General features: G+C 69.2%; 23 protein-coding genes. 9 read left to right on the forward strand and 14 right to left on the reverse strand.

The window, feature by feature from the left end; genetic code table 11:
- Window positions 1–42: 42 nt before the first annotated feature.
- The gene (locus ABEU20_RS20420; RefSeq protein ID WP_420166190.1) at window positions 43–1,041 is read left to right on the forward strand and encodes a LacI family DNA-binding transcriptional regulator; all 999 of its coding nucleotides are present in this window, start codon (window positions 43–45) and stop codon (window positions 1,039–1,041) included.
- 36 nt (window positions 1,042–1,077) lie between these two features.
- On the opposite strand, the gene ABEU20_RS20425 is transcribed toward ABEU20_RS20420, so the two are convergent.
- Window positions 1,078–2,271 carry an aminotransferase family protein gene (locus tag ABEU20_RS20425; protein ID WP_420166280.1) on the reverse strand — a complete coding sequence of 398 codons (1,194 nt, stop codon included), beginning with the start codon at window positions 2,269–2,271 and terminating at the stop codon, window positions 1,078–1,080.
- A 178-nt stretch (window positions 2,272–2,449) separates the two neighbouring features.
- On the opposite strand from ABEU20_RS20425, the gene hrpA reads away from it, so the two are divergent.
- On the forward strand, window positions 2,450–6,400 hold the full coding sequence (gene hrpA / locus ABEU20_RS20430; protein WP_420166191.1) for an ATP-dependent RNA helicase HrpA: 3,951 nt from the start codon (window positions 2,450–2,452) through the stop codon (window positions 6,398–6,400).
- 37 nt (window positions 6,401–6,437) lie between these two features.
- Here the strand turns inward: hrpA and nrdR are convergent, their stop codons facing one another.
- A complete protein-coding gene (nrdR, locus tag ABEU20_RS20435) occupies window positions 6,438–6,926 on the reverse strand; it encodes a transcriptional regulator NrdR (protein WP_420166192.1) in 489 nt (162 codons plus the stop codon).
- A 241-nt stretch (window positions 6,927–7,167) separates the two neighbouring features.
- Window positions 7,168–7,704 (reverse strand): LysM peptidoglycan-binding domain-containing protein, encoded by a 537-nt coding sequence (locus ABEU20_RS20440; RefSeq protein ID WP_420166193.1) that lies wholly within the window; start codon window positions 7,702–7,704, stop codon window positions 7,168–7,170.
- Window positions 7,705–8,007: 303 nt separating this feature from the next.
- Between ABEU20_RS20440 and lexA the strand changes: the two genes are divergently transcribed.
- Complete coding sequence (gene lexA, locus ABEU20_RS20445; RefSeq protein WP_420166194.1) at window positions 8,008–8,736, forward strand: transcriptional repressor LexA; 729 nt, start codon at window positions 8,008–8,010, stop codon at window positions 8,734–8,736.
- Window positions 8,737–8,802: 66 nt separating this feature from the next.
- Here the strand turns inward: lexA and ABEU20_RS20450 are convergent, their stop codons facing one another.
- The 8 genes from ABEU20_RS20450 to ABEU20_RS20485 all read right to left on the reverse strand — a co-directional run bounded on the left by ABEU20_RS20450 (window position 8,803) and on the right by ABEU20_RS20485 (window position 17,147).
- The gene (locus ABEU20_RS20450) at window positions 8,803–9,948 is read right to left on the reverse strand and encodes an acyl-CoA dehydrogenase family protein (RefSeq protein ID WP_420166195.1); all 1,146 of its coding nucleotides are present in this window, start codon (window positions 9,946–9,948) and stop codon (window positions 8,803–8,805) included.
- A gap of 167 nt (window positions 9,949–10,115) precedes the next feature.
- Complete coding sequence (locus tag ABEU20_RS20455) at window positions 10,116–11,372, reverse strand: uracil-xanthine permease family protein (protein WP_420166281.1); 1,257 nt, start codon at window positions 11,370–11,372, stop codon at window positions 10,116–10,118.
- A 122-nt stretch (window positions 11,373–11,494) separates the two neighbouring features.
- Complete coding sequence (locus tag ABEU20_RS20460; RefSeq protein WP_420166196.1) at window positions 11,495–11,734, reverse strand: hypothetical protein; 240 nt, start codon at window positions 11,732–11,734, stop codon at window positions 11,495–11,497.
- A 164-nt stretch (window positions 11,735–11,898) separates the two neighbouring features.
- A complete protein-coding gene (locus ABEU20_RS20465; protein ID WP_420166197.1) occupies window positions 11,899–13,038 on the reverse strand; it encodes a hypothetical protein in 1,140 nt (379 codons plus the stop codon).
- Complete coding sequence (hflX, locus tag ABEU20_RS20470) at window positions 13,031–14,512, reverse strand: GTPase HflX (protein WP_420166198.1); 1,482 nt, start codon at window positions 14,510–14,512, stop codon at window positions 13,031–13,033. Before hflX ends, ABEU20_RS20465 begins: the two co-directional genes overlap by 8 nt.
- An 80-nt stretch (window positions 14,513–14,592) precedes the next feature.
- Window positions 14,593–15,462 carry a diaminopimelate epimerase gene (gene dapF, locus ABEU20_RS20475; protein WP_420166199.1) on the reverse strand — a complete coding sequence of 290 codons (870 nt, stop codon included), beginning with the start codon at window positions 15,460–15,462 and terminating at the stop codon, window positions 14,593–14,595.
- A 21-nt stretch (window positions 15,463–15,483) separates the two neighbouring features.
- Window positions 15,484–16,419, reverse strand: a complete 936-nt coding sequence (miaA, locus tag ABEU20_RS20480; RefSeq protein WP_420166200.1) for a tRNA (adenosine(37)-N6)-dimethylallyltransferase MiaA — start codon at window positions 16,417–16,419, stop codon at window positions 15,484–15,486.
- Window positions 16,407–17,147 carry a class III extradiol ring-cleavage dioxygenase family protein gene (locus ABEU20_RS20485; RefSeq protein ID WP_420166201.1) on the reverse strand — a complete coding sequence of 247 codons (741 nt, stop codon included), beginning with the start codon at window positions 17,145–17,147 and terminating at the stop codon, window positions 16,407–16,409. The genes miaA and ABEU20_RS20485 overlap by 13 nt, the downstream gene beginning before the upstream one ends.
- 166 nt (window positions 17,148–17,313) lie before the next feature.
- Here ABEU20_RS20485 and ABEU20_RS20490 point away from each other — a divergent pair, with 166 nt between their 5' ends.
- Entirely contained in the window at window positions 17,314–18,669 is a 1,356-nt protein-coding gene (locus ABEU20_RS20490; protein WP_420166202.1) for a DUF349 domain-containing protein, read from the forward strand.
- A 74-nt stretch (window positions 18,670–18,743) separates the two neighbouring features.
- Here the strand turns inward: ABEU20_RS20490 and ABEU20_RS20495 are convergent, their stop codons facing one another.
- Window positions 18,744–19,346, reverse strand: a complete 603-nt coding sequence (locus tag ABEU20_RS20495; RefSeq protein ID WP_420166203.1) for an Rv2732c family membrane protein — start codon at window positions 19,344–19,346, stop codon at window positions 18,744–18,746.
- Window positions 19,343–20,860, reverse strand: a complete 1,518-nt coding sequence (gene miaB, locus ABEU20_RS20500) for a tRNA (N6-isopentenyl adenosine(37)-C2)-methylthiotransferase MiaB (RefSeq protein WP_420166204.1) — start codon at window positions 20,858–20,860, stop codon at window positions 19,343–19,345. The genes ABEU20_RS20495 and miaB overlap by 4 nt, the downstream gene beginning before the upstream one ends.
- A 187-nt stretch (window positions 20,861–21,047) precedes the next feature.
- Here miaB and ABEU20_RS20505 point away from each other — a divergent pair, with 187 nt between their 5' ends.
- From ABEU20_RS20505 to ABEU20_RS20525, 5 genes are all read left to right on the forward strand, one after another.
- Entirely contained in the window at window positions 21,048–21,776 is a 729-nt protein-coding gene (locus tag ABEU20_RS20505) for an amino acid ABC transporter ATP-binding protein (RefSeq protein ID WP_420166282.1), read from the forward strand.
- A 19-nt stretch (window positions 21,777–21,795) separates the two neighbouring features.
- The gene (locus tag ABEU20_RS20510) at window positions 21,796–22,641 is read left to right on the forward strand and encodes a glutamate ABC transporter substrate-binding protein (protein WP_420166205.1); all 846 of its coding nucleotides are present in this window, start codon (window positions 21,796–21,798) and stop codon (window positions 22,639–22,641) included.
- A 15-nt stretch (window positions 22,642–22,656) separates the two neighbouring features.
- Window positions 22,657–23,340, forward strand: a complete 684-nt coding sequence (locus ABEU20_RS20515) for an amino acid ABC transporter permease (RefSeq protein ID WP_420166206.1) — start codon at window positions 22,657–22,659, stop codon at window positions 23,338–23,340.
- Window positions 23,337–24,260, forward strand: a complete 924-nt coding sequence (locus ABEU20_RS20520; RefSeq protein ID WP_420166207.1) for an amino acid ABC transporter permease — start codon at window positions 23,337–23,339, stop codon at window positions 24,258–24,260. Before ABEU20_RS20515 ends, ABEU20_RS20520 begins: the two co-directional genes overlap by 4 nt.
- A gap of 89 nt (window positions 24,261–24,349) precedes the next feature.
- The gene (locus ABEU20_RS20525; RefSeq protein WP_420166208.1) at window positions 24,350–24,928 is read left to right on the forward strand and encodes a hypothetical protein; all 579 of its coding nucleotides are present in this window, start codon (window positions 24,350–24,352) and stop codon (window positions 24,926–24,928) included.
- 62 nt (window positions 24,929–24,990) lie between these two features.
- On the opposite strand, the gene recX is transcribed toward ABEU20_RS20525, so the two are convergent.
- Window positions 24,991–25,653, reverse strand: a complete 663-nt coding sequence (gene recX, locus ABEU20_RS20530; protein WP_420166209.1) for a recombination regulator RecX — start codon at window positions 25,651–25,653, stop codon at window positions 24,991–24,993.
- Between the last annotated feature and the right edge of the window lie 9 nt (window positions 25,654–25,662).

Genomic DNA, 25,662 nt, shown 5'->3' on the forward strand with positions numbered 1-25,662 from the left:
GAAATCGTTTACCGTGACGTTTCCACGATCTCGAGGGGTCCCATGCGTGCCACCATTCGCGATGTCGCCGCGCGAGCCGGAGTGTCGGTCGCGACGGCGTCACGTGCGCTGTCGAGCGAGCGCGGCGTTCGCCCCGAGAACCGGGAGCGCGTGCTCGCCGCCGCGGCCGCGCTCGATTACCAGCCCAACATCCTTGCCGCCGCGCTGCGCGGACGCACCACCTACACCGTCGGCATGGTGGTACCCAGCATCGGCAATCCCTACTTCGCGACCCTCGTCGAGGCCGTCGAACACCAGCTGCGCGACGACGACCGCAGCCTGCTGCTCGCCAATTCCCGGTACGAGCCGCAGACCGAGCGCCGCCAGATCCAGGCGCTGCTCGATCGCCGCGTCGACTCCCTGATCCTCGTACCGTGCGATCGCACGGCGAGCCGGGACGCCACCGCGGACGCCGCCGCGCGGGTCCCGACCGTGCAGGTCGACCTGCGGGTCGACGACCATGCCGGCAGTTCGGTCACCGTCGACAACGAGTTCGGACTCCGGCTCGCCGTCGATCACGTCGTGGGTCGCGGGGCGTACCGCCCGGTCTTCGTCGGCGCGGAACCCGTCGACTCGTCCGCCCAGGAACGACTGGACGGCTACCGGCAGGCGACCGGGCGCTACGGGTTGGGCGAGCCGGATGTCCTGCTCGGCGACTTCAGCACCGACTGGGGGCGCGCGGCGGCATGTCGCATCGTCGACCGCGACCCCCGGCCCGACGCCGTGATCTGCGGGAACGACATGATCGCGCTCGGCGTGCTCGACGGCCTCGCCGCCGCCGGAATGCGGGTCCCCGAGGACATCCAGGTCACCGGATTCGACGACACCCCGTACGCCGCGCTGTCGCGGCCGTCGCTGACGACCGTGCGTCAGCCCCAGGACGAGATCGCCGCACAGGCGGTGCGCCTGCTCGACGCCGCCGCGGCGCGCTCGGACAGCCCGCCGCCGCAGCGGATCGCCATCACCCCCGTGCTCGTCGCACGAGGATCGACGTTGCCCTGACGGCGGGCCGGGGCGGTGTCGTTGCACCGACCGCGGTCAGCCGAGGGCCGCACGCACCCCGGCCGCCATCTCGGCGACCTGCTCGTCGGTCATGACGAACGACGGCGAGAACTGCATGGCACCCTGGCCGGCGGCGCGACCCGAGATGCCGTGCGCGCGCAGCGTCTTCACGAACGGCAGCGCCTCGGCGGGATCGGCCAGCTGCACCGCCGCGACCGCTCCGAGTCCGCTGCGCACCTCCGCGACGCGCGGGTGCTCGGCGAGTGGCGCGAGATGCGCGTGCAACGCCGCCTCGAGCCGCTTCGCCTCCGCCAGCAGGTTCTCCCGCTCGACGATGTCAAGGTTCGCCATCGCCGCGGCGGCGGCACCGGCGTGCCCGCCGTAGGTGTAGCCGTGCCGCCACCACACGCCGCCGCCGAAGAACGGTTCGGCCACCGTCGGCGCGACGAAGACCGCACCCATCGGGACGTAGCCGGACGTGAGCCCCTTCGCGGTGGTGATCATGTCGGGCTCGAGACCGAACCGGGTGGACGCGAACCACGAGCCCCCGATCCGCCCGAAACCGGTGACGACCTCGTCGACCACGAACAGGATCTCGTGCTCGCGGCAGATGTCGCGGACCTCGGTCAGGTAACCCTCGGGCGGCAGGTAGATGCCGCCGGCGCCGATGATCGGTTCGCAGAAGAACGCCGCGATCGCGTCCGCGCCCTCCCGCTCGATGAGCTCGAGCAGGCTCTTCGCGTCGTCCCAGCCCACGGTTCGAGCATCGGACATCAGTTCGCCGTAGCCCTCCCGGTTGACCGGGATACCGGCGAGCGCGGTGCCGGCGACGTGCATGCCGTGATACGCCTTCTGCCGTCCGACGATCAGTTTCTTCCCCGGCCGGCCCAGCTCGTTCCAGTACCGACGCGCGAGCTTGGCGGCCGAGTCGACGGAGTCCGAGCCGCCCGAGGTGAAGAACACCTTCGAGCCGGGCACCGGCGCGATCGCTCCGAGGCGCTCGGCGAGAGCGACGGTCACATCGGAGGTGAAATCGCCGAAGTTCGAGAAGTGCGCCACCTTCGACAACTGCGCGGCGACGGCGTCGGCGATCTCGGTGCGGCCGTGCCCGACGTTGGTGAACCACAGGCCGGCGGTCGCGTCGAGGTAGCGCGTGCCCGCGTCGTCCCAGATGTAGGCGCCCTCACCGCGGGAGACGACGAAAGCGCCGTCGCGCTGCACCGCTCCCATGTCGGCGAACCCGTGCCACAGTGCTCCACTCACCACAGTGCTCCACTCGTTCGAGACGTACTTTCCCGCTCCCCCCAGCGACTATGCCACGGTTGGCGCCCCGACCGCCCGTCGCCGTCGGCGCTGCGCCGGTCGTCCGGGAATTTGCCGTTGCGCGCTTCGATAGGCTGTTCGCAGCATGTCGACATCACCATCTGCAGCCGAGATCCAGACCGATCGCCGTGAGGCGAAGAAGCGTCTCGGTGCGCTCACGCTGCGCGACGAGCACCGGCTGCGCCGACGCCTCGACCGCGCCAAGTCCCCGTCCGCGCTCGCCGCCCTCGACGAGGAGATCACCGCGGCCGAGACGCGGATCGCGGGCCGTCGCGCCCAGGTCCCGGAGATCACCTACCCCGAGGCGCTGCCGGTCACGCAGCGCCGCGACGACATCGCCGCCGCCATCGCGTCGCACCAGGTGGTGATCGTCGCCGGCGAGACCGGGTCCGGCAAGACCACCCAGATCCCGAAGATCTGCCTCGAACTGGGCCGCGGCATCCGCGGCATGATCGGACACACCCAGCCCCGCCGCCTGGCCGCGCGCACCGTCGCCGAGCGGATCGCCGAGGAGGTGGGCCGGGAGCTCGGCGACACGGTGGGCTACACCGTGCGGTTCACCGATCAGGTGTCCGACTCCACCCTGGTCAAGCTGATGACGGACGGCATCCTGCTCGCCGAGATCCAGCGGGACCGGATGCTGCGCCGCTACGACACCCTCATCATCGACGAGGCACACGAACGCAGCCTCAACATCGACTTCATCCTCGGCTACCTCAAGCAGCTGCTCCCCCGCCGACCCGACCTCAAGGTCATCATCACGTCGGCGACCATCGACCCCGAGCGGTTCGCCGAGCACTTCGCGGTCGACGGCGTCCCCGCCCCGATCGTCGAGGTGTCGGGCCGGACGTTCCCCGTGGAGATGCGCTACCGGCCGCTCACCGTCGAGGTGGGCGAGCAGACGTTCGACCGCGACCCCGTCGACGCCGTGTGCGAGGCCGTCCAGGAACTGTCGGCCGAGGGGGACGGCGACATCCTCGTCTTCCTGTCCGGCGAGCGCGAGATCCGGGACACCGCCGACGCCCTGCGCGACCGCAAACTTCGGAACACCGAGATCGTGCCGCTGTACGCGCGACTGTCCGCGGCCGAACAGCACAAGGTCTTCACCCCGCACGCCGGTCGCCGGGTGGTGCTGTCCACCAACGTCGCCGAGACGTCGCTGACCGTGCCCGGTATCCGGTACGTCGTCGACCCGGGCACCGCGCGCATCTCGCGCTACTCGGTCCGGACCAAGGTGCAGCGCCTGCCGATCGAACCGATCTCGCAGGCGTCGGCCAGTCAGCGTGCCGGCCGCTGCGGGCGCGTCGCCGACGGCATCTGCATCCGGTTGTACTCGGAGGACGACTTCGAGGCGCGGCCCCAGTTCACCGAGCCCGAGATCCTGCGCACCAACCTCGCATCGGTGGTGCTGCAGATGACCGCACTCGGCCTCGGTGACATCGAGGCGTTCCCGTTCGTGGAGAAGCCCGACCCGAGGGCGATCCGCGACGGCATCGCCCTCCTCGAGGAACTCGGCGCGATCGCGGCCGGCAAGCAGCCCGGGAAGGGCGACGGTCAGGCTCCGGCGGGCCCGCAGCTCACCGCGACCGGACGCGAACTCGCCCAACTCCCGGTCGATCCGCGCATGGCCCGCATGCTCGTCGAGGCGCACCGCAACGGCTGCCTGCACGAGATGCTGGTGATCGTCTCGGCACTGTCGATCCAGGACGTGCGGGAACGCCCCGCCGAGTTCCAGCAGGCCGCCGACGAGAAGCACGCCCGCTTCGCAGTGGAGAACTCGGACTTCCTGGCCTACCTGAAGCTGTGGGAGTACCTGCGCGAGCAGCGGAAGGAGCTGAGCGGGGGCCAGTTCCGCAAGATGTGCCGCAACGAGTTCCTGCACTGGCTGCGGATCCGCGAATGGCAGGACCTGCACGGTCAGCTCCGGCAGATCGCCCGCGGGCTCGGCTGGGAGACCTCCGATTCCGGCGCGTCCGGGACCTCCGGGGTCTCGGAGTCCCTGATCCACCAGTCGCTGCTGGCGGGCCTGCTCTCGCACATCGGCCTGCGCGAGGGCGACAAGCGCGACTTCCTCGGCGCCCGTGGCAGCCGGTTCGCGATCTTCCCCGGATCCGGGCTGTTCAAGAAGCCCCCGCGCTGGGTGATGGCGGCGGAACTCGTCGAGACGTCGCGGCTGTGGGCCCGGATGGCGGGCCGCATCGAACCGGAGTGGGCGGAGAAGCTGGCGCCCCACCTCGTCAAGCGCACCTACTCCGAGCCACACTGGTCCACCAAGCGGGCGTGCGCGATGGCGTACGAGCGAGTCACCCTGTACGGGGTCCCGCTCGTCACCGAGCGCCCCGTCACCTACAGCTCGATCGACCCCGAGGTCTCGCGCGAGTTGTTCATCCGCCACGCGCTGGTTCAGGGCGAGTGGCAGACGCAACACAAGTTCTTCCACGCCAACCGGGCGCTGCTCGACGACGTCGAGGAACTCGAGCACCGCGCTCGGCGCCGCGACATCCTGGTCGACGACGAGACGCTCTTCGAGTTCTACGACGAGCGGGTCGGTGCGGAGGCCGTGTCCGCCAAGCACTTCGACACGTGGTGGAAGAAAGCGCGACGTGAGAACCCGAACCTGCTGAACTTCACCACGTCGACGGTCGTCAACGCCGACTCCGCGGCCGTCCTCGAGGGCGACTACCCGGATGCGTGGCGTCAGGGCGACATCCAGTTCCCGCTCACCTACCAGTTCGAGCCCGGCAAGGACGACGACGGCGTGACCGCACGGATCCCGGTCGCGCTGCTCGCCGGCCTGCGCCCCGTGGGCTTCGACTGGCTGGTACCGGGCATGCGCACCGAACTCGTCACCGCCCTGATCAAGACGCTGCCCAAACAGCTTCGCCGACAGGTCGTGCCGGCACCCGATTTCGCCGCGGCCGCGCTCGCCTCGGTGAAGCCGCGCTCGGAGTCGCTGGTGCATGCGCTGGCGCGGGAACTGTCCCGGCTGGGGAACTGCCGGATCGAGCCGACCGACTTCGATGTCGCGTCCCTGCCGGCGCACCTGCGCATGACGTTCGCTGCGGTCGACGACAAGGGCAAGGTCCTCGGACGCGACAAGAGCCTGACGGCACTGCGCCGCGCCCTCGCACCCCGCGTCGAGGTGGAGGTGTCGAAGGCCGCCGCCGCCACCGAACGCAAGCCCGCGCTGGTGTGGACGGCGCAGACACTCGGCACCCTGCCGTCGTCGGTCACCCGCGAGCTCGGCGGCCAGAAGGTCACCGGCTATCCGGCGCTGGTGGCCGAGGAGTCCGGGGTCGCGGTGCGGGTCCTGACGACACCTGCCGCCCAGCGGGCAGCGATGCGGGCCGGCACCCGCGAGCTGCTGCTGAAGGCCATTCCGACGCAGGCCAAGTCGGTCATCAACGGGATGAGCAACGCCGACCGCCTGGCGCTGGGGCAGAACCCGGACGGCGGCTTCGACGCTCTCCTCGAAGACTGTCGCGCCTGCGCGGTGGACGAGCTGATCGCCGAGAACGGCGGGCCCGTGCAGGATCCGGCCGCCTTCGAGGAGCTCACCGGCAAGGTGCGCGCGCAGCTCGCCACGCGGGTCGCGCGGCTGCTGCGGCTGCTGCTGCCGGCGCTCACCGAGGCGCACCGTCTGTCGGCAATCCTCGACCGCAGTTCCGGCGAGGCGGCCGACGACGTGCGCGAGCAACGGGAGTCGCTACTCTTCCCCGGCTTCGTCACGGAGCTGGGCTCGAAGCGACTACGGGAGCTGCCGCGCTATCTGGCGGCGGCGGCGCTGCGCCTCGAATCCCTACCGGGCAGTGCGCAACGAGACCGTGTCGGGATGGATGCGCTCGACCGCGTCTACGCGGCGTACGACCGGATGCTGTCGGCGTTGCCCGAGGAACGCCGCGGGGACGACGACGTGAACGAGATCCTGTGGAAGATAGAGGAACTCCGGGTGAGCCTGTTCGCCCAGTCGCTGGGTACGTCGATCCCCGTGTCCGAGAAGCGGGTCCTCAAGGCGATCGACGCCATCCGGCGCTGATTGCCGCGGGACGCCCGTCCCCCGGGACTCACGTGGTCTATTCGGCGCTGTCGGCCTCGGCCAGGTCCTCGTCGCGGCTGTCGCGGTGGGCGCGCAGGTCCTTGATCTCACGCTCGAAGTCCTCCGCCGAGCTGAAGGACCGGTACACCGACGCGAATCGGAGGTAGGCGACCTCGTCGAGGTCGCGCAGTGGGCCGAGGATGGCCAGTCCCACCTCGTGGCTGGGGATCTCGGGCGCCCCCGCGGCGCGAACGGCGTCCTCGACCTGCTGTGCCAGCAGGTAGAGCGCATCGTTGTCCACCTGACGGCCCTGACAGGCACGCCGAACACCCTGTACCACCTTTTCCCGGCTGAACGGTTCGGTGACACCGCTGCGCTTGACCACCGACAACACCGCGGTCTCCACCGTGCTGAAGCGGCGTCCGCACTCGGGACACGATCGACGACGACGGATGGCCGCCCCCTCGTCGGCCTCACGGGAATCGACCACGCGTGAATCTGGGTGCCGGCAGAACGGGCAGTGCATGGTGAATCCTTCGTGGCCATCGTGGCCGCTGGATTGCTCCTCGACCGCCGCCGAAACCAGAAGGACCGGCCCGTGCAGAGGAGACGCGATATCGACGCGACCACGCGATGTGGTGGGACTGACAGGAATCGAGGATACCCGCCCCGGCAGCCCCGGCACCGACTCGCGGGTGACCCTCCCTGTCGACGTCCGGCGCGAAGGGGGCGCAGCGGTCACTCGGCCAGTCCACGGCCGGGCCACGTCAGCCTCCGTACGACACGGGGCTGATCAGGACCTGACCCGGGCGGACCTCCGCACCCGGCATCGCGTTCAATTCGACGATCCGGTCGACCACCTGCGCGACAGGAGCCTCGGGAGCCACCCGCGCCGCGACGTCACCGAGCGACTCACCCCGGCGCACCTGCACCGAATCGGTAGAGGTCGGAACAGAATCCGTCTGCGCCAAGCGGAGGTTGGCGATGGCGTCGAGACCGGCCACGACACCGGCCGTGATGACGAAGGTCGCGACGACGGCCGACAGCCCCGACAGCGAACGCTTCCTGCCGTGGGACGGACCGGGCGCCCGGGAGACCTGCGTACCGGCCGATCCGTGCCGCAGCCCGCGGCCGTAGTCCACCGCCCCCGCCGCGGGACGGGAGGTGCTGCGCTGCCGCTCCCGTCCACGCACCGCGGCAGATTCAGCGACTCCCGCGGCCCGCACCCGCGGGTGCGCTGGACGGCATTCGTACTCGATTCCCGTCGCGTCCGCCCGCACGTACACCGCGCGACCCCTGGTCATTCCCTCGAACGCTCGTGCCCCTCGCTGCTCCGAAAGTGCCGTACCCATCCGAACCCTCCTGCGAATCGTCGAATCGCTGCAGCTCGCCGTGCTGTTGGTCTCCACGCGAACCGTCCGCCGTGAACCTGTTCGATCATGCGTTCGATAGAACACATATTCGATTTCTACCACGCGACTCCGACAAAGTCAGCAGAATCGCCGACACGGCTCGAACAGATGTTTGAAGTAGCCGACCGATCGGGATAGATTCGACACACCAATCGATACGCATCACGACGTATCCGCGAAGGAGGCGCACCCACGATGAAGGACGACAGCACGAGCATCTCGGGCCGTTCCGGGAGCACGTCCTCCGGGAACCAGTCGCCGGAGGAGGCGACTGCCACGCTCGACGCCTCCCAGCTCACGGCTCGACAGCGGAAGGTGCTCGAGGTGATCCGGGGGTCGGTCGCCGAGCGGGGCTACCCGCCGAGCATCCGGGAGATCGGCGACGCGGTGGGGCTGACGTCCACATCGTCGGTCGCCCACCAGTTGCGCACCCTCGAACGCAAGGGCTTCCTGCGCCGCGACGCCAACCGCCCCCGCGCCGTCGACGTCCGCGGCCTGGACAGCATCGAGGAGTCGGCCACCGATCGTGACGGCGCCGGCGACCGCCCCGCTCCCACGTTCGTGCCCGTCCTCGGGCGGATCGCGGCCGGCGGCCCGATCCTGGCCGAGGAAGCCGTCGAGGACGTGTTCCCCCTGCCCCGCGAACTCGTGGGACAGGGATCGCTCTTCCTGCTGAAGGTCGTCGGCGAGTCCATGATCGACGCCGCGATCTGCGACGGCGACTGGGTGGTGGTCCGGCAGCAGAATGTCGCCGAGAACGGGGACATCGTCGCGGCGATGATCGACGGCGAGGCGACGGTCAAGACGTTCAAGCGGACCGGCAAGGACGTGTGGCTCATGCCCCACAATCCGCTGTTCGAGCCCATCCCCGGAAACGACGCCGCAATCCTCGGCAAGGTCGTCACCGTGATGCGCAAGCTCTGACGACGACATGTACGGCGAAGGGACCGCGGCCTGCCGCGGTCCCTTCGCCGTTCTCGCTCGATCCGGTCAGCTCAGGTTCAAGCCGCGCCCGATGATCTCCTTCATGATTTCGGTGGTACCGCCGTAGATCGTCTGGACTCGCGAATCCATGTAGGCCTTCGCGATCGGGTACTCACGCATGTAGCCGTAGCCACCGTGCAGCTGCAGGCATCGGTCGATGAGCTTGACCTGGGCCTCGGTGGTCCACCACTTGGCCATCGCGGCCTCCTGCACCGTCAGCTTCCCGTCGTTGAGCTGCTCGATGAACTTGTCGACCAGAACCCGGACGGCGGTGGTCTCGGTGGCCAGTTCGGCAAGCACGAAGCGGGTGTTCTGGAAGCTGCCGATCGACTTGCCGAACGCCTTGCGATCGCGGCAGTACTGGATGGTCATGTCCAGGCACGACTCCATCGCCGCGGCTGCGACGACGGCGATCGACAGGCGCTCCTGCGGCAGGTTCTGCATCAGGTAGATGAAGCCCATGCCCTCCTCGCCGAGGAGGTTCTCGGCGGGGACCCGGACGTCGGTGAAGCTCAGCTCCGCGGTGTCCTGCGCCTTGAGACCGATCTTGTCCAGGTTGCGACCCCGCTCGAAGCCTTCCATCCCACGTTCGACGACGAGCAGCGAGAATCCTTGCGCGCCCTTGTCGGGGTCGGTGCACGCGACCACGATCACCAGGTCGGCGTTGATGCCGTTGGTGATGAACGTCTTGGCGCCGTTGAGAATCCAGTGGTCGCCGTCCCTGACGGCGCGGGTCTTGATGTTCTGCAGATCGCTGCCGGTGCCGGGTTCCGTCATCGCGATCGCCGTGATCAGCTCGCCCGAACAGAAGCCGGGCAGCCACCGCTGCTTCTGCTCCTCGTTCGCCAACTTGATCAGGTACGGGGCGACGACGTCGTTGTGCAGCATGAAGCCGACCCCGCTGTAGCCTCCGCGCGTGGTCTCCTCGGTGACCACCGCGTTGTAGCGGAAGTCCTCGACTCCCCCGCCGCCGTACTCCTCGGGCACTGCCATGCCCAGGAATCCCTGCTTACCGGCCTCGACCCACACCGACCGGTCGACGATGTTCTGCTCTTCCCACTGATCGTGGAACGGCGCGACGTGCTGGTCGAGGAACTTGCGGTAGGACTCCCGGAAGAGGTCGTGCTCGGGTTCGAACAGGGTGCGTTCCACTGCGTCTCCTCGTGTCGACTTCGCCGGCGTGCGGGCACGCAGCGGCGGACGTGCTTCCTCGACACGACCGTAAAGCGAGGATCGGTGGCGATCCATGACCGAGACGAGCACGATTCGTGACCGTGTGGTTCGGGTCACGAATCGTGCTCGACGGAACGCGCGAAAGCCTATGCGCGGCGCAGTGAGTTGAGCTTGCGCATCACCGGGTAGGCCACCAGGATGCCGACCGAACCCCATGCGATGCCGCCGAGTTCGACCGATCCGATCGACAGCGTCAGATTGCCGATGCCGGCCACGAGCGCGGTCGCGACGACGGTGAGGTTGACCGGGTCGGTGAAGTCCACCTCGGCGTCCATCCAGATCCGGACCCCGAGCACGCCGATCAGGCCGTACAGCACCATCGTCGCGCCGCCGATGACGCCGTCGGGCACCGTGAAGACCAGCGCGCCGAACTTCGGCGAGAACGACAGGACGACGGCGGTCACGGCCGCCACCCAGTATGCGGCGGTCGAGTACACGCGCGTGGCCGCCATCACGCCGATGTTCTCCGCGTACGTCGTGGTACCGGATCCGCCTCCGGCGCCCGCGAGGGTGGTCGCCAGGCCGTCGGCGAACAGCGCGTTGCCCGCGAGGTCGTCGAGCGACTTTCCGGTCATGGCGGAGACGGCCTTGACGTGACCGACGTTCTCGGCGATCAGCACGATGACGACCGGTAGCGCGAGCAGGATCACGGACAGGTCGAACGACGGACCGCGCAGGTGCGGGACGCCGAACCACGCGGCCTCACGAAGCGCATCGACACGCTCGTCGGCGAGGCCGCCGGTGATCGCGGCGAAGACCCAGCCGATCACGACACCGATGAGGATGCCGAGACGCCCCATGATGCCGGGGCCGATCACGGTGGCCAGGAGGATGCCGAGGAGCGTCACGGCGGCGATCAGCGGCTGCGCCTGGAACGAGCCGGCCGCGGTGGGTGCGAGGTTGAGGCCGATCAGCGCCACCACCGCGCCGGTGACCACGGGCGGCATGACGGCGTCGATCACTCGGGCACCGATCAGCTTGACCGCGAGGCCGACGAGCATCAGCACGACACCGGCCGCGACCACCCCACCGAGCTGTGCGGCGGGCCCGTCGCCCGCGGCCGCGGTGAGTGGTGCGATGAACGCGAACGACGACCCGAGGTAGCTGGGAATCCGGCCGCGGGTGATGAGGAGGAACAGTGCGGTGCCGATGCCCGAGAACAGCAGCGTCGTCGTCACCGGGAATCCGGTGATCGTCGGCACGAGCAGCGTGGCACCGAACATCGCGATCACGTGCTGCATCCCGATGCCGATGGTGCGCGGCCACGACAGCCGCTCGTGCGGTGCCACCACCGCTCCGTCGCTGATCCGTCTGCCGTCGCCGTGCAGCGCCCATCCGAACATCCCGGTGCCGGCTTCCCGTTCGGGCGCGCTTCCCGCGCGGTCCTCTGTACTCGTCACAGTTGGCCAATACTAGGGCCACCGCCTGCGGCGATACACCACCGCACCGGAACTCGCCACCCGGATCACATCCGTACCGAGTGCCCGGTTCGGCGACGGGCGGCTGACGAATTGACCGGGATGCTCACCGGGTCGCCGGTGGTCACGTTCCGATCGCGAACGGCGTCCCGGTGCCGGACGTCGAGGGTCGGCGACCCCGGGAGCCCGATGCCGTCGAGGGCGTACACGTAGTCGCCGTCCGTCTCGCGCTCGACCGACAGAGTGCTGCCGGGCAGGACACGGAGGCTGGCGCCCTCCGCCGCCACCGACCAGTTAGCCCCGACTCGTCATATCTGCCCTATGCCATTTCCGGTGTTGGACAATCGATTCCAGTACCACCAGACGGCGGCGGATCCATGCCCGACTTCAGGTGATCATCCGGTTCATCCAGTCGGGGCACGTCGAGCGCCGCGAATGAGAGCAGGCGCGCTCAGTGCCTACGCGACCGCGAGCGGCGCAGGACCAGGCCGAACGTCGCGAGGCCGGCCACGAGCGCACCGCCGAGGAGGACCGATGTGGACCACTGTGCGGCAGCGTCGTCCGCGGCGGCCTGGTCGGATGCCTCCGACGGGTCGGACGCGGCCGACTCCCCCACCGACGCCGACAACGACACCGATCCACCGGACCAGGATTCGTCGCGGGCCAGGTCGACCGCGCCGGGCAGGACCTGCAGCGGCGGCAGCGGACCGCCGGCGGATTCCGATCCGGCGAGGAGGTCGCCGTCGGGCGTGAACGCGATGGCCTCGCCCTGCGGCTGGTTCGGCAACGCCACCCGCACCGGGGTGGTCGTGGTCAGCGCCCGAGCGAGGTCACCGTCCGGGGCAGAGAACAGATAGACGTCGGTGTACGTGCGCAGGGCGGCCACGGTGCCGTCGGCGCTGACCGCGCCACCGGTCACCAGCGTGGATCCACCGACCGGGACGGGACCACCGGGTGTGGTGGTGGGCCCGAGGCGCAGCTCACCTACCCGTTCGAGGGCAGTGGGGCCGGGCGAGGCCAGGCCGTCGAGCGACGCGCCACCGGCCGGGCGGTAGATGCCGTTGGCGACCAGCACTTCCTTCGTCACGATCAGCGGCACGCCGTCGCGCTGGACCAGTAGCGCCTCGGCATCGTGCGGGCCGTCCGGATACGTCAACCGGTGCAGCTCCCCGTCGCCCGATGTCGGGTCGAGGTCGATCAGCGCCACCGTCGTCCGGATGCGCTGGTTGTCGCCGGTGTCGGCCAGCCACAGGCGTCCGTCCGCGCCCACCCCCATGTCCTCGATGTCGTACGGGTCGACGGGCACCGGGACGGTGCCGGTGACGGCGCAGTCGCCGTCCAGCACGACGACGGAGTCGTCGGTACCGCTGTCGCCGATGCCGTACGTCTTCCCGCCCACCATCGCCAACCCCGACAACTCCGCGAGCGCGGGATCGTCGGGCGTGCAGACGGGCTCGAACCCGGCACCCGGCAGCAGTATTCCGGAGCCGGTGCTCTGCGCCGTTGCCGGACCGGCCAGGAACAACGCCGGAAGGAGCGCCAGTGCGGCACCGGCGAGCGTGAGCCGGGCGGTGCCGCGTCGGCTAGCCACGCCCCGCGAACTCGACCAGCGCCGAGGCGAGGGCTTCGGGGACCCGCACCCGCATGCGGGTGCCGTCCTCCTCGTGGGTGGTGTCGAGGATCTGTCCGTCCGAGTGGATGCGTGCGACGAGATCGCCTCGCGAGTAGGGCACGAGCACGTCGACCTCGACCTCCGGTCGTCGAACGATCTCACCCAGCCGCTCACGAAGCTCATCGATGCCCTCCCCGGTTCGGGCGGACACGAACACCGCACCGGGCAGCAGCCCGCGCAGCTGGGTGAGAACCACCGGGTCCGCAGCGTCGATCTTGTTTACCACGATCAACTCGGGCGGAGCGGTCGTATCGTTCTCGCGGATCACCTCGGTGATGACCTCACGGACGGCCTTGATCTGGTCGGTGGGCAGCGGATCCGACCCGTCGACGACGTGCAGCAGCAGGTCGGCGTCGGCGACCTCCTCCAGCGTGGACCGGAAAGCCTCGACGAGCTGGGTCGGCAGATGCCGCACGAATCCGACGGTGTCGGTGAGCACGTACTCGCGGCCGTCCTCGAACGACGCCTGCCGCGTCGTCGGATCCAGCGTTGCGAACAGCGCGTTCTGCACCAGCACACCCGACCCGGTCAGAGCGTTGAGCAGGCTCGACTTACCGGCGTTGGTGTAGCCGACGATCGCGACGGACGGGATCTCGCTGCGCAGACGGTGGCTCCGCTTGGTGTCGCGGGCCGCCTTCATGCCCTTGATCTCGCGCCGCAGCTTCGCCATCCGCTCGCGGATGCGCCGGCGGTCGGTCTCGATCTTCGTCTCACCGGGACCACGCAGGCCGACGCCGCCGTTGCTGCCGGCCCGGCCACCGGCCTGCCGGGACATCGATTCACCCCAGCCGCGCAGCCGGGGCAGCATGTACTCCATCTGCGCGAGGGCCACCTGGGCCTTGCCCTCACGGGAGGTGGCGTGCTGGGCGAAGATGTCGAGGATCAGCGCGGTCCGGTCGATCACCTTGACCTTGACGACCTTCTCCAGCGCAGTGAGCTGGGCGGGTGTGAGCTCGCCGTCGCAGATCACGGTGTCGGCGCCGGTGGCGAGGACCACCTGCCGCAACTCGTCGGCCTTACCGGACCCGATGTAGGTGGCGGCGTCGGGCTTGTCGCGCCGCTGCACCAGACCCTCGAGCACTTCGGAACCCGCGGTTTCGGCGAGCGCCGCGAGTTCGGCCATGCTGGCGTCGGCCTGCGCGGCGGTGCCGGAGGTCCAGACGCCGACCAGCACGACACGCTCGAGACGCAGCTGCCGGTACTCGACCTCGGTGACGTCGGTGAGCTCGGTGGACAGACCCTGCACGCGACGCAGCGCACTGCGCTCGTCGAGTTGCATCTCGCCGACGGACGGCGCCGAGCGGTCGTCGTAGTACTCGGCCTCGTCGGAGGCCGCGTGTTCGGTGGCTCCGTCCGCCGCGGACGGGAAATGGGTGTGATGTGATTTCGTCATACACCTTCATGGTCCCACGAAGCCGCAGCACGGTGCACGCCGATTTCGGCCCGGCCCCCACGCTCGGGGCCCGCCGCCGATCAGCCCAGCTCGGTCCACCAGCGGTCGTCGATCTGACCGCCGGCGACCAGTACCGATGGACCACGCAGTGCCGCACGGCCACCGTCCACGGACACCTCGACCCGACCGCCGGGCACCCGCACCTCGACCTTGCCGTCGGAGTCGCCGTGTGCACGCAGCGCGGCCACCGCGGCCGCCACCGTCCCGGTGCCGCAGGAGCGGGTCTCCCCCACACCACGCTCGTGGACGCGCATCTGCACCGCGCCGTCCGCCAGCGCCGTCAGGATCTCGATGTTGACGCCTTCGGGGAAGAAGCCGGGATCGAATCCGGGCGCGGCGGTGAGGTCGAGTGCGGCGAGCGAGGCAGGCGTGAGATCGGGATCGACGCACGCGAGGTGCGGATTGCCGACGTCGATCCCGATCCCCTCGAGAACGCGCCCCCCGACCGTCGCGGTGGACGCACCGAGCTCGCGCACCCGCCCCATGTCGACGGTGACGTCGCCGTGCACGTGATCGGCCGCGTGCACGCGGACCGGGCGGGCGCCGGCCCGGCTGCCCACGACGAACTCGTCGCGCAGCTCGAGCCCGGTCGCGCGCAGGTAGTGAGCGAACACCCGTACCCCGTTGCCGCACATCTCGGCGATCGATCCGTCGCCGTTGCGGTAGTCCATGAACCAGTCGTCGGCGGCGACGCCCTCGGGCAGCTCCGGCAGCACGCCCACGGCGGCGAGGGCGCCGGCGCGTGCGACACGCAGGAGTCCGTCCGCACCGAGTCCGCGGCGACGGTCGCACAACGCGGCGATGCGGTGCGCCGGCAGTGCGAGCGCGACGTCCGGATCCGGGAGGATCACGAAGTCGTTCTCGGTACCGTGGCCCTTGCTGAATTCCATGCCGCCAACTCTAGCGGGGCGTCAGTTCCCCTCGACCACGCGCAGCACGCCGTCCAGCATCGCGGGATCTGCGCCGTCCACCCAGTGCACCCGGGGATCGCGACGGAACCAGGACCGCTGCCGGCGCACGTAGCGGCGGGTGCCGATGAAGGTGCGCTCCAACGCCTCTGCGCGATCGTATTCGCCGTCGAACATCGCGAGCACCTGTGCGTAGCCGATCGCTCGCTGCGCCGTGACTCCGTCCCGCAGGCCCACCCCGACGAGGTGCTCGACCTCATCGACCAGACCCCGCTCGAACATCAGCTCGGTCCGCAGCCGGATCCGTGCGTCGAGCGTCGTGGTCTCCCGGTCGACACCGACGATGACTGCGCCCCAGCGGGGTTCGCCGATCGTCGGGGCGGACGCCGCGAACGGCTTGCCGGTCAGCTGCACGACCTCGAGCGCGCGCACCATGCGCCGCCCGTCGGTCGGCAGGATGGACGCGGCCGCGTCGGGATCGACCCGCTCCAACTCGGCCCGTACCGCGGACACCCCACCCTCGGCCAGCACCGACTCCCAGTGTGCGCGGATCTGCGGATCCGTCGCGGGGAAGGACCATTCGTCGAGCAGCGACTGCACGTACATCATCGAGCCGCCCACGATGATCGGCACCGCGCCGCGGGCGCGGATGTCCTCGACGTCCCGCACCGCGGATTCCTGGTACCGCGCCACGGTCGCGGTCTCCGTGACGTCCAGGACGTCGAGCTGATGGTGCGGGATGCCGCGCCGCTCGGCGATCGTGAGCTTCGCCGTGCCGACGTCCATGCCGCGGTACAGCTGCATCGCGTCGATGTTGACGATCTCGCCGCCGAGGCGCTGCGCGAGGTCGAGCCCGAGATCGGACTTGCCGGTCGCGGTGGGTCCGACGACTGCGATCGGGGTGGGGCCGTGGGCCGGATCGGATTTCACGGCAGCCACATGCCGACGTGGTAGCCGACGCCGTACGGCGCACCGCTGTACAGGGACTCGGCCTTGCGTGGCTGTCCGGCTCCCGCCTCCCCGCCGAAGACGCCCGAAAGCACCTGCCAGGCAGCGCGTCCGGTGAGCCCCACCGCGGCGCACAGCTCCGGGTCGAGCGCGGTCAACGCCGCGGGATCACCGCCGGCCAGTGCCCGATCGAGTGTGGTCTGGAGGTCGGCGGACCGCTCGTCGAATGCGCCCGGGGCCTTGTCCGTCAACGTGTTCGCACCGTCGGCGACCACGAGCAGCCCCTGCGGCACAGGTGATGCGTCGAACTCGGCGCGCAACTGCGCGCCGAGACGCACGCAGTCCCGAGCCGGGGTGTCGGCTGCCAGGACCCGCACCCGTGCCGACGCCGCGGGCGCGGACCGGCCCCGCAACCAGCCGGCGACGAGCGCCGCGAGTGGCATCTCCGGATCGGGATCACCGGCCGCCCCTTCGGACAGCCCCACCCGGACGTCGACTCCGAATCCGCGGAAGGTGCCGAGCGATTCGGCCGGCAGCTCGACAGCAGCGCCACCGGCCTCGGCCACACCGATCGCCGTCCATTCGGTGCACGAGTCCGCCAACCGGCCCGCCACATCGCAGGCGGCTCGGCGCAACCGGTCGGTTTCGGACGCTGCGGCACCGGCCAATTGGGGAACCAACAGTGGCGGCGAGGGCACGAAGGCAGCGGCTGTCAACACACTGCGCCACGGTAGTCGACCCCGAGGTGACGCCCTCGGAGGGTCGCACCTGTTTCAATAGTCGTGGACAGTCGCTGCACGCTCTCACCGGCCCCGACCCAGAGGGCGCGGTGCAGAGGCGACAGTGTGATGAGGCAGCCGTGACGCGCGGCAGAGACGAGGAGCTATGACCGAGAGCAACGCCCCCAAGCCGGGTACCCCCAAGCCGGGTTCCCCGAAGCCGGGCGCGGCCAAGCCCGGTGGCGCGAAGACCAGCACCCCCCGGCCCGGTCCGGCCTCGGCCCACACCCCTCACGCCGCGGCGCCCAGCGATCCGAGTCTGTTCGGCCGCGTCGACGACGACGGCACCGCGTGGGTGAAGACCGCGGACGGCGAACGACAGATCGGTTCGTGGCAGGCGGGTGACGCCGCCGAGGGCCTCGCGCACTTCGGCCGCCGTTACGACGATCTCGCGACCGAGGTCGGACTGCTCGAGGCCCGCCTCGCGTCCGGCGCGGGCGATCCCAAGAAGACCCGGTCGGCCGCCGAGGCCCTCGCCGAGACGCTGCCCACGGCTGCGGTCATCGGCGACATCGACGCGCTGAGCACGCGCCTGACCGCGATCGTGGAGGGCTCCGAACAGGCGGCGACGCAGGCGAAGCAGGAGAAGGACCAGTCCCGGCAGGAGCAGACGGCCCGCAAGGAGGCGCTGGCCGCCGAGGCCGAACAGCTCGGGACCGAGTCGACGCAGTGGAAGGCGGCCGGCGACCGCCTGCGCGAGATCCTCGACGAGTGGAAGACGCTGCGCGGACTCGACCGCAAGACCGACGACGCGCTGTGGAAGCGGTTCTCGAAGGCCCGCGAGGCCTTCAACCGTCGACGCGGGACCCACTTCGCCGAACTCGATCGCGAGCGCGCAACCGCGAAGACCCGCAAGGAAGAGTTGGTGGTGCGCGCCGAAGCCCTGTCCACCTCCACCGAGTGGGGCCCCACTGCCGGCGAGTTCCGTGACCTGCTCGCCGAGTGGAAGGCCGCCGGCCGCGCACCCCGGGAGGCGGACGACGCGCTGTGGCGCCGCTTCAAGGAGGCGCAGGACGTCTTCTTCGCCGCCCGCAACGAGGCAGCCTCCGAGCGCGATGCCGAATTCGCCCAGAACGCGGCCGCGAAGGAGGCCCTGCTCGCGAGCGCTGGGCACATCGACCCGGACAAGGATGTCGAGGCCGCCCGCGCCGCCCTGCGCGACCTGCAGGAGAAGTGGGACGCCATCGGCAAGGTTCCTCGTGAGCGCATGCACGATCTCGAGGGCAAGCTCCGCGCGATCGAGAAGCGGGTCCGCGAGGCCGCCGATTCCGAGTGGCGTCGCACCGACCCGGAGGCACTCGCCCGCGCCGCTCAGTTCCGCGAGCGCGTCGCGCAGTTCGAGGAGCAGGCCGCGAAGGCGACGGCGGCCGGCAAGACCAAGGACGCCCAGAAGGCACTCGCTCAGGCGCAGCAGTGGCGTGAGTGGGCCGAGGCGGCCGAGGGCGCGGTCAACGAGCGCTGAGTGACGAACGCACGAGGGGTGCGACGCCGGTCGGCGTCGCACCCCTCATCCGTCTCCGCAACGGAACCGCGGCGTCAGACGGTCCAGTCGTTGTGCGGATCCTCGTCGGCGGCGTTGCGGCGGGCCTCCTCGGCGGCGAGCTGCATCGAGGTGCGGGTCCACACCACCTTCAGCCAGTGGAAGGTGAGGACGATGACGGTGATCCAGCCCAGCACGAGGCCGATCCCGGGGCCCGCGCCGGACGCGTCCGCCACCGGGAGCGTCTGCCGCGACCAGATGGCGAGCATGCCGAAAACCGTGGACACCGCGGTGCCGGCGAGGGCGATCCACGCGAGTACCCAGCGCCGGGTGACGAGCGCGAGGATCGAGAACACACCGCCGAACACGAGCGCGAGCCACACGAAGATCCGCGACGGCAGCTTGACGTGCTCGTCGACCGCCGGCTGCGCGTAGATCAGCACGTCCCAACCGTTCGCGGCGCCGGTGTGCGGCAACGTGAACGACAGCAGCAGCACCAGGACGCACACCGCCACGACGACGGCGCGCATGCCGGGATCGATCTCACCGGCGATCTTCTTCTCGGCGGCCTCGAAGTCCTTCTGGTACTCCGCGATCGGGTCGGGAGTATTCCCGCCCGAGCGCTTCTCGTGGTCGGCCGCGTCGCCGCTGGCGCTCATGCGTTGCATCCCATCTGTGCTGGCAGCGGTGCGGGGACGCCCACCTGGGGAAGTCCCAGCCCGACACCGATCGGCGGAGTCTTCGGGGTGACTCCGCGTTCGAAAGAGTCACCGGCGCGGGTGCGCCGGTGTGTGAGGACGGTGTCGTCGGCGACGAGGTGGTGCGGCGCCGCCGACGTGACGACGACCGTGATGACGTCGCCGGGACGCAGATCGCCGTCGAGATTGCCCTCGGGCTTGAAGTGGACCAGTCGGCCGTCCCGTGCCCGGCCGCTCATCCGCGCGGTCTCGGCGTTCTTGCGGCCGTCGCCTGCGGTCACCAGCAGTTCGACCTCGGTGCCGACGAGCTTGCGGTTCTCGTCGAGCGTGATCTCCTCCTGGAGCGCGATGAGACGGTTGTAGCGTTCCTGCACAACGGCTTTGGGAAGCTGACCGTCCATCTCCGCGGCCGGCGTGCCGGGGCGCTTGGAGTACTGGAACGTGAAGGCGCTCGTGAAGCGGGCCTGCCGGACCACGTCGAGTGTGGCCTGGAAGTCCTCCTCGGTCTCGCCCGGGAACCCGACGATGATGTCGGTCGTGATCGCGGCGTGCGGCATCGCGGCGCGCACCTTCTCGATGATCCCGAGGAACTTGGCGCTGCGGTACGAGCGGCGCATCGCCTTGAGGACGCGGTCCGACCCGGACTGCAGCGGCATGTGCAGCTGCGGGCACACGTTCGGCGTGGTGGCCATCGCCTCGATGACGTCGTCGGTGAACTCGGCCGGATGCGGCGACGTGAACCGGACGCGCTCGAGACCCTCGATCTGCCCGCACGCGCTCAGCAGCTTCGCGAAGGCACCGCGGTCGCGGGGAAGTGCGGGATCGGCGAACGACACGCCGTACGAATTGACGTTCTGACCGAGCAACGTCACCTCGAGCACGCCCTCGTTCACGAGCGCCTGGACCTCGGCGAGGATGTCGCCCGGGCGGCGATCGACCTCCTTGCCGCGCAGCGACGGCACGATGCAGAACGTGCAGGTGTTGTTGCAGCCAACGGAGATCGACACCCAGCCCGCGTAGGCGGACTCGCGCTTGGCCGGCAAGGTCGACGGGAACGCCTCCAGCGACTCGAGGATCTCGACCTGCGCCTCCTCGTTGTGCCGGGCGCGCTCGAGCAGCGCGGGCAACGAACCGATGTTGTGGGTGCCGAACACGACGTCGACCCAGGGCGCCTTCTTCACGACCGTGTCGCGATCCTTCTGCGCGAGGCAGCCGCCGACCGCGATCTGCATGCCGGGGCGCTCCTCCTTCACCGGTGCGAGGTGGCTGAGATTGCCGTACAGCTTGTTGTCCGCGTTCTCACGCACCGCGCACGTGTTGAAGACGACCAGGTCGGCCTGCTCCCCCGGCACGGCCCTGGTGTAGCCGGCGTCCTCGAGCAGGCCCGACAGCCGCTCGGAGTCGTGCACGTTCATCTGACAGCCGTAGGTGCGTACCTCGTAGCTGCGCCCGGCGTTCTGGTCGATCGTCTCCACGCATCCAAGGGTACGGCCCCCGGCAAAACCGCCCGTCGCGGCCACATTGTCGATCGGCACGGTCGGACCGGGACTGGATCGTTCAAGATCGATGGGCGCTAGACCAGCGGGTACGCAATCGGTGCATATAGGGTTACGCGTTATGACGCAGCCTGAGACCACCGGAGCGGCTCCCGGAACCCCGTCGATGATCTCCATGACGGGGGTCAACAAGCACTACGGTGACCTGCACGTCCTGAAGGACATCGAGCTCGAGATCCCCACCGGCCAAGTGGTCGTCATGCTGGGCCCGTCCGGGTCGGGCAAGTCGACACTGTGCCGCACGATCAACCGGCTCGAGCCCATCGACCGGGGCGCCATCACGATCGACGGCGTGCCCGTCCCCGCAGAGGGCCGCGCCCTCGCCCGGCTCCGCTCGGACGTCGGGATGGTGTTCCAGAGCTTCAACCTCTTCTCACACAAGACGGTGCTCGAGAACGTGATGCTGGCGCCGATGAAGGTGCGCGGGATCGACAAGGTCAAGGCGAAGGAGCGCGCGCACGCCCTCCTCGAGCGGGTCGGGATCGACTCCCAGGCCGACAAGTATCCGGCGCAGCTGTCCGGTGGACAGCAGCAGCGCGTGGCCATCGCCCGTTCGCTGGCGATGGATCCCAAGGTGATGCTCTTCGACGAGCCGACCTCCGCCCTCGACCCCGAGATGGTCAACGAGGTCCTCGACGTCATGGTGAATCTCGCGAAGGAGGGCATGACGATGATCGTCGTGACCCACGAGATGGGTTTCGCCCGCAAGGCCGCCGACCGGATCATCTTCATGGCCGACGGCTCGATCATCGAGGACACCGACCCGGACACGTTCTTCACTGCGCCCGAGTCGGACCGCGCCAAGGACTTCCTCGGCAAGATCCTCGGCCACTGACGGGGACGGAACACACAACATGAGACGCATACGCATCCGAGCGCCTCGCGCGCTGGCGGTCGTCGCCGCCCTGACCGCGGTCGTCCTGACCGCCTCCGCCTGCGGCAGCAGCGAACCACGGGACGTGCTCGCCGACGCCGCCGACGGCCACCTGACCATCGGCACCAAGTACGACCAGCCGGGTCTCGCCCTGCGCGAGCCCGACAAGACGATGACCGGCTTCGACGTCGAGGTCGCGAAGAACATCGCCAACTACCTCGGAGTGCCCGAGAGCGGCATCACCTGGCGTGAGGCCCCGTCGGCGCAGCGCGAGAACCTGATCAAGAACGGCGAGGTCGACTTCGTCGTGGGCACCTACTCGATCACCGACAACCGCAAGAAGGTCATCGACTTCGCCGGGCCGTACTACGTCGCGGGTCAGTCGCTGCTGGTGCGCGCCGACGACGACTCGATCACCGGCGCGGAGTCCCTCGAGGGCGGCAAGAAGCTGTGCTCGGTGTCGGGCTCGACGCCGGCCCAGAAGATCAAGAAGTCGTACCCGGGCGTCCAGCTGCAGCAGTTCGACAGCTACTCCTCGTGTGTCGAGGCACTGCACCGCGGCAAGGTGGACGCGCTGACCACCGACGACATCATTCTGGCGGGCTATTCCGCGCAGTACCCGGGCGAGTTCAAGCTCGCCGGCCAACCGTTCACCACCGAGTTGTACGGCGTCGGACTTCCGAAGGGCGACACCGAGGCGCGGATGAAGATCAACGACGCCATCGAAGACATGATCGCGACCGGTGCCTGGCAGCGCGCGCTCGAAGAGACCATGGGCGACTCCGGCTACGCGCTGCCCGCGCCGCCGGCCGTCGACCGGTACTGATGCGGAGGAGGTGACATGGGACTGATCGATACTTACGGTGACCAGCTCGTCAGTGCATTCTGGACGACGGTGCAGCTCACCTTCTGGTCGGCGCTGGGCGCCCTGATCTGGGGCACGATCCTCGCCGCGATGCGGGTCTCCCCCGTTCCGATCCTGAGGGTCTTCGCGACCTGGTACGTCAACATCTTCCGCAACACACCGCTGACGCTGATCATCGTCTTCTGCTCGGTGGGCCTGTACCAGAACCTGGGTGTGCACTTCGCCCCCGAGGATTCGTCGACGTTCATCGACCAGAACAACTTCCGGCTCGCGGTGCTCGGTTTCGTCGTCTACACCTCGGCGTTCGTCTGCGAGTCGCTGCGCTCGGGCATCAACACGGTGCCGATCGGTCAGGCGGAGGCCGCCCGGTCCCTGGGTCTGACGTTCACCCAGGGCATCCGGATGATCGTGCTGCCGCAGGCCTTCCGCGCGGTCATCGCGCCGCTGGGCAGTGTGCTGATCGCCCTGACGAAGAACACCACGATCGCGTCGGCGATCGGCGTGGCCGAGGCGTCGCTGCTGATGAAGACGATGATCGAGAACGAGGCGGACAAGTTGTTCCTGGTCTTCGGCATCTTCGCCATCGGCTTCATGATCCTGACGCTGCCGGTCGGGTTCCTGTTCGGTTACCTCGGCAAGCGTCTGGCGGTGAAGCGATGACCCAGCAGTCGAGCGTTCTCTTCGACATCCCGGGCCCCCGTGCCCGGATCCGCAACCGGCTGATCGCGATCGTCTTCGGGATCGTGCTGGTCGCGGTCGCGCTGTACGTGATCAACGTGCTGGCCGACAACGGGCAGCTCGAGGCCGACAAGTGGTCGCCGTTCCTGGACCACTTCACCTGGACCACGTATCTGCTGCCGGGCCTCAAGGGCACTCTGCTGGCGGCAGCCCTGTCGATCGTGTTCGCGCTGATCCTCGGCGCGATCCTCGGGATCGGCCGGCTGTCCGATCACCGCTGGATCCGCTGGCTCAGCGGCGCGTTCGTCGAGTTCTTCCGCGCCATCCCGGTGCTGATTCTGATGATCTTCGCCTACCAGGCGTTCGCGCAGTACGGCATCTTCCCGTCGAGCCAGTTGGCTCTCGCCGCCGTCGTGGTGGGTCTGACGCTCTACAACGGCTCCGTCATCGCCGAGATCCTGCGGGCCGGCATCCTCTCGCTCCCGAAGGGGCAGACGGAGGCCGCGTCCGCGCTCGGCATGCGCAAGAGCCAGATGATGCGACTGATCCTCCTGCCGCAGGCCATCACGACGATGCTCCCGGCGCTGGTGTCACAGATGGTTGTCGCGCTGAAGGATTCGGCGCTCGGCTACCAGATCGGCTACATCGAACTGATTCGCAGTGGCCAGCAGGCGGCGTCCTACTACCGCAACTTCTTCGCGGCGCTGATCGTCGTCGGCGTGATCATGGTGATCATCAACTTCGCGTTGACCTCGTTCGCGACGTGGCTCGAGAAGCGCCTGCGCACCGGCGGCAAGAAGGGTGGCCGCACGGCCGTCGTCCCGATCGACACCAACGAACTCGACGGCGCCCCCGGCATCGACGATTTCAGCGATACCGTGCAGTCGCGGCCGCCGCGCTGATCGACGGACACACGCGAAGGGCTCGCCGAGGATTCCGATCCTCCGCGAGCCCTTCGGTTTCCGCTCCCGAACTGTCGCATACTCGAGGCATGGCCGCCGGTTTCGACTTCTCCTGGACGCAGTTCCTGTGGAACGTCTTCATTTTCGTGGGTGTGCCCGGCCTGTTCGGTGCTCGCGTCGTCCGAGCTGTCTGGCAATCGGAGCGGGCCGATCTCGGTGGCGCGATCCCCGGGCACACGGGCGGCGGCCGACTGGGGCTGTGGGCGACCGGACTGGTCGCGTCGGCACTGGGATTCCTGGCCTGCGCAGGCTGGCTCAGCTGGTCGGCCGACTCCGCCGGCGAGTTCCGCGGACCGGGGCTGCCCGCGCCGAACAAGTTCCCGACGTGGCAGGTAGTGGCGTGCGGCATCACAGTGGTGCTGGCGTGTTTCGTCGCCGCGCACCTGTCGCGTTGGACGAAGGCGGGAGGCCTCGCCGCCGCAATGGGCACGACAGCGGGATTCACGACCGCATTCGCCGTCGACGCGAGCCGGACGATCACCAGCCAGGAAGGAGTGGGGCTGGGGTTCTCGGTGTTGGGATGGGGCATCGGCCTCGGTGTCCTGATGACACTCAGGAGCGCCTGGCTGAACAGTCGGTACGCGAGAAAGATGCCTCGTCGACACTGACCGGCACGATCCGCGTCGAGATTCCCCGTCGAGATTCCCCGTCGAGATTGCCCGTCGAGATCTCAGCCCTCCGGGAGCTGGTCGGTGTCCGCCCCCAGGTCGGTCAGCTCAGCTTTGACGACCGCGAACGACAGGCCCGCCGGATATCCTCTGCGCGCTAGCATGCCGACGAGTCGCCGCATCAGCCGTTCCCGATCGTCGCGGTCGGCGATGTCCGCCGACGTTGTCCGCAGGAGCTTCTTGCGGACCAGTTCGGCTGCCCGTTCACGCTCGTCGTCGGCGCTGATCTGCGACAGCGCCTCCGTGGACGTGCTGTCGTCGATTCCTTTGCGGCGCAGTTCGGTTGCGAGCGCCCGACGACCCTTGCCGGAGTAGGTGTGGCGGGAGTGAACCCACTGCTCGGCGAAGGCAGCGTCGTCGACGAGCCTGACCTCGGCGAGCCGGTCGAGGACCGTGTCGATCACCGCCCGCGGGTAACCCTTCTGCGCGAGCTTCTGGTCGAGTTCGGCGCGACTGCGGGCGCGTTCGGTGAGCAGTCGCAGGCACACGTCTTTCGCGCGGACCGCCAGCGTCTCCGGACTCCCCTTCAGCTCGAAGGGCTCACCGTTCTCCCCGACGGGTCGTCCACGCTTGCGGTTCGAGGCGCGGCGCCGTCCGGCGGTGACGTCGTCACTGCCGTATCGGTCGTAGTGACTGTTGTCGTCGTGACTGAAGTCGTCGCTCATGGCTGATGG

Origin of the sequence: Rhodococcus parequi, assembly GCF_046042785.1 — a bacterium.
GTDB classification, from domain to species: domain Bacteria; phylum Actinomycetota; class Actinomycetes; order Mycobacteriales; family Mycobacteriaceae; genus Prescottella; species Prescottella parequi.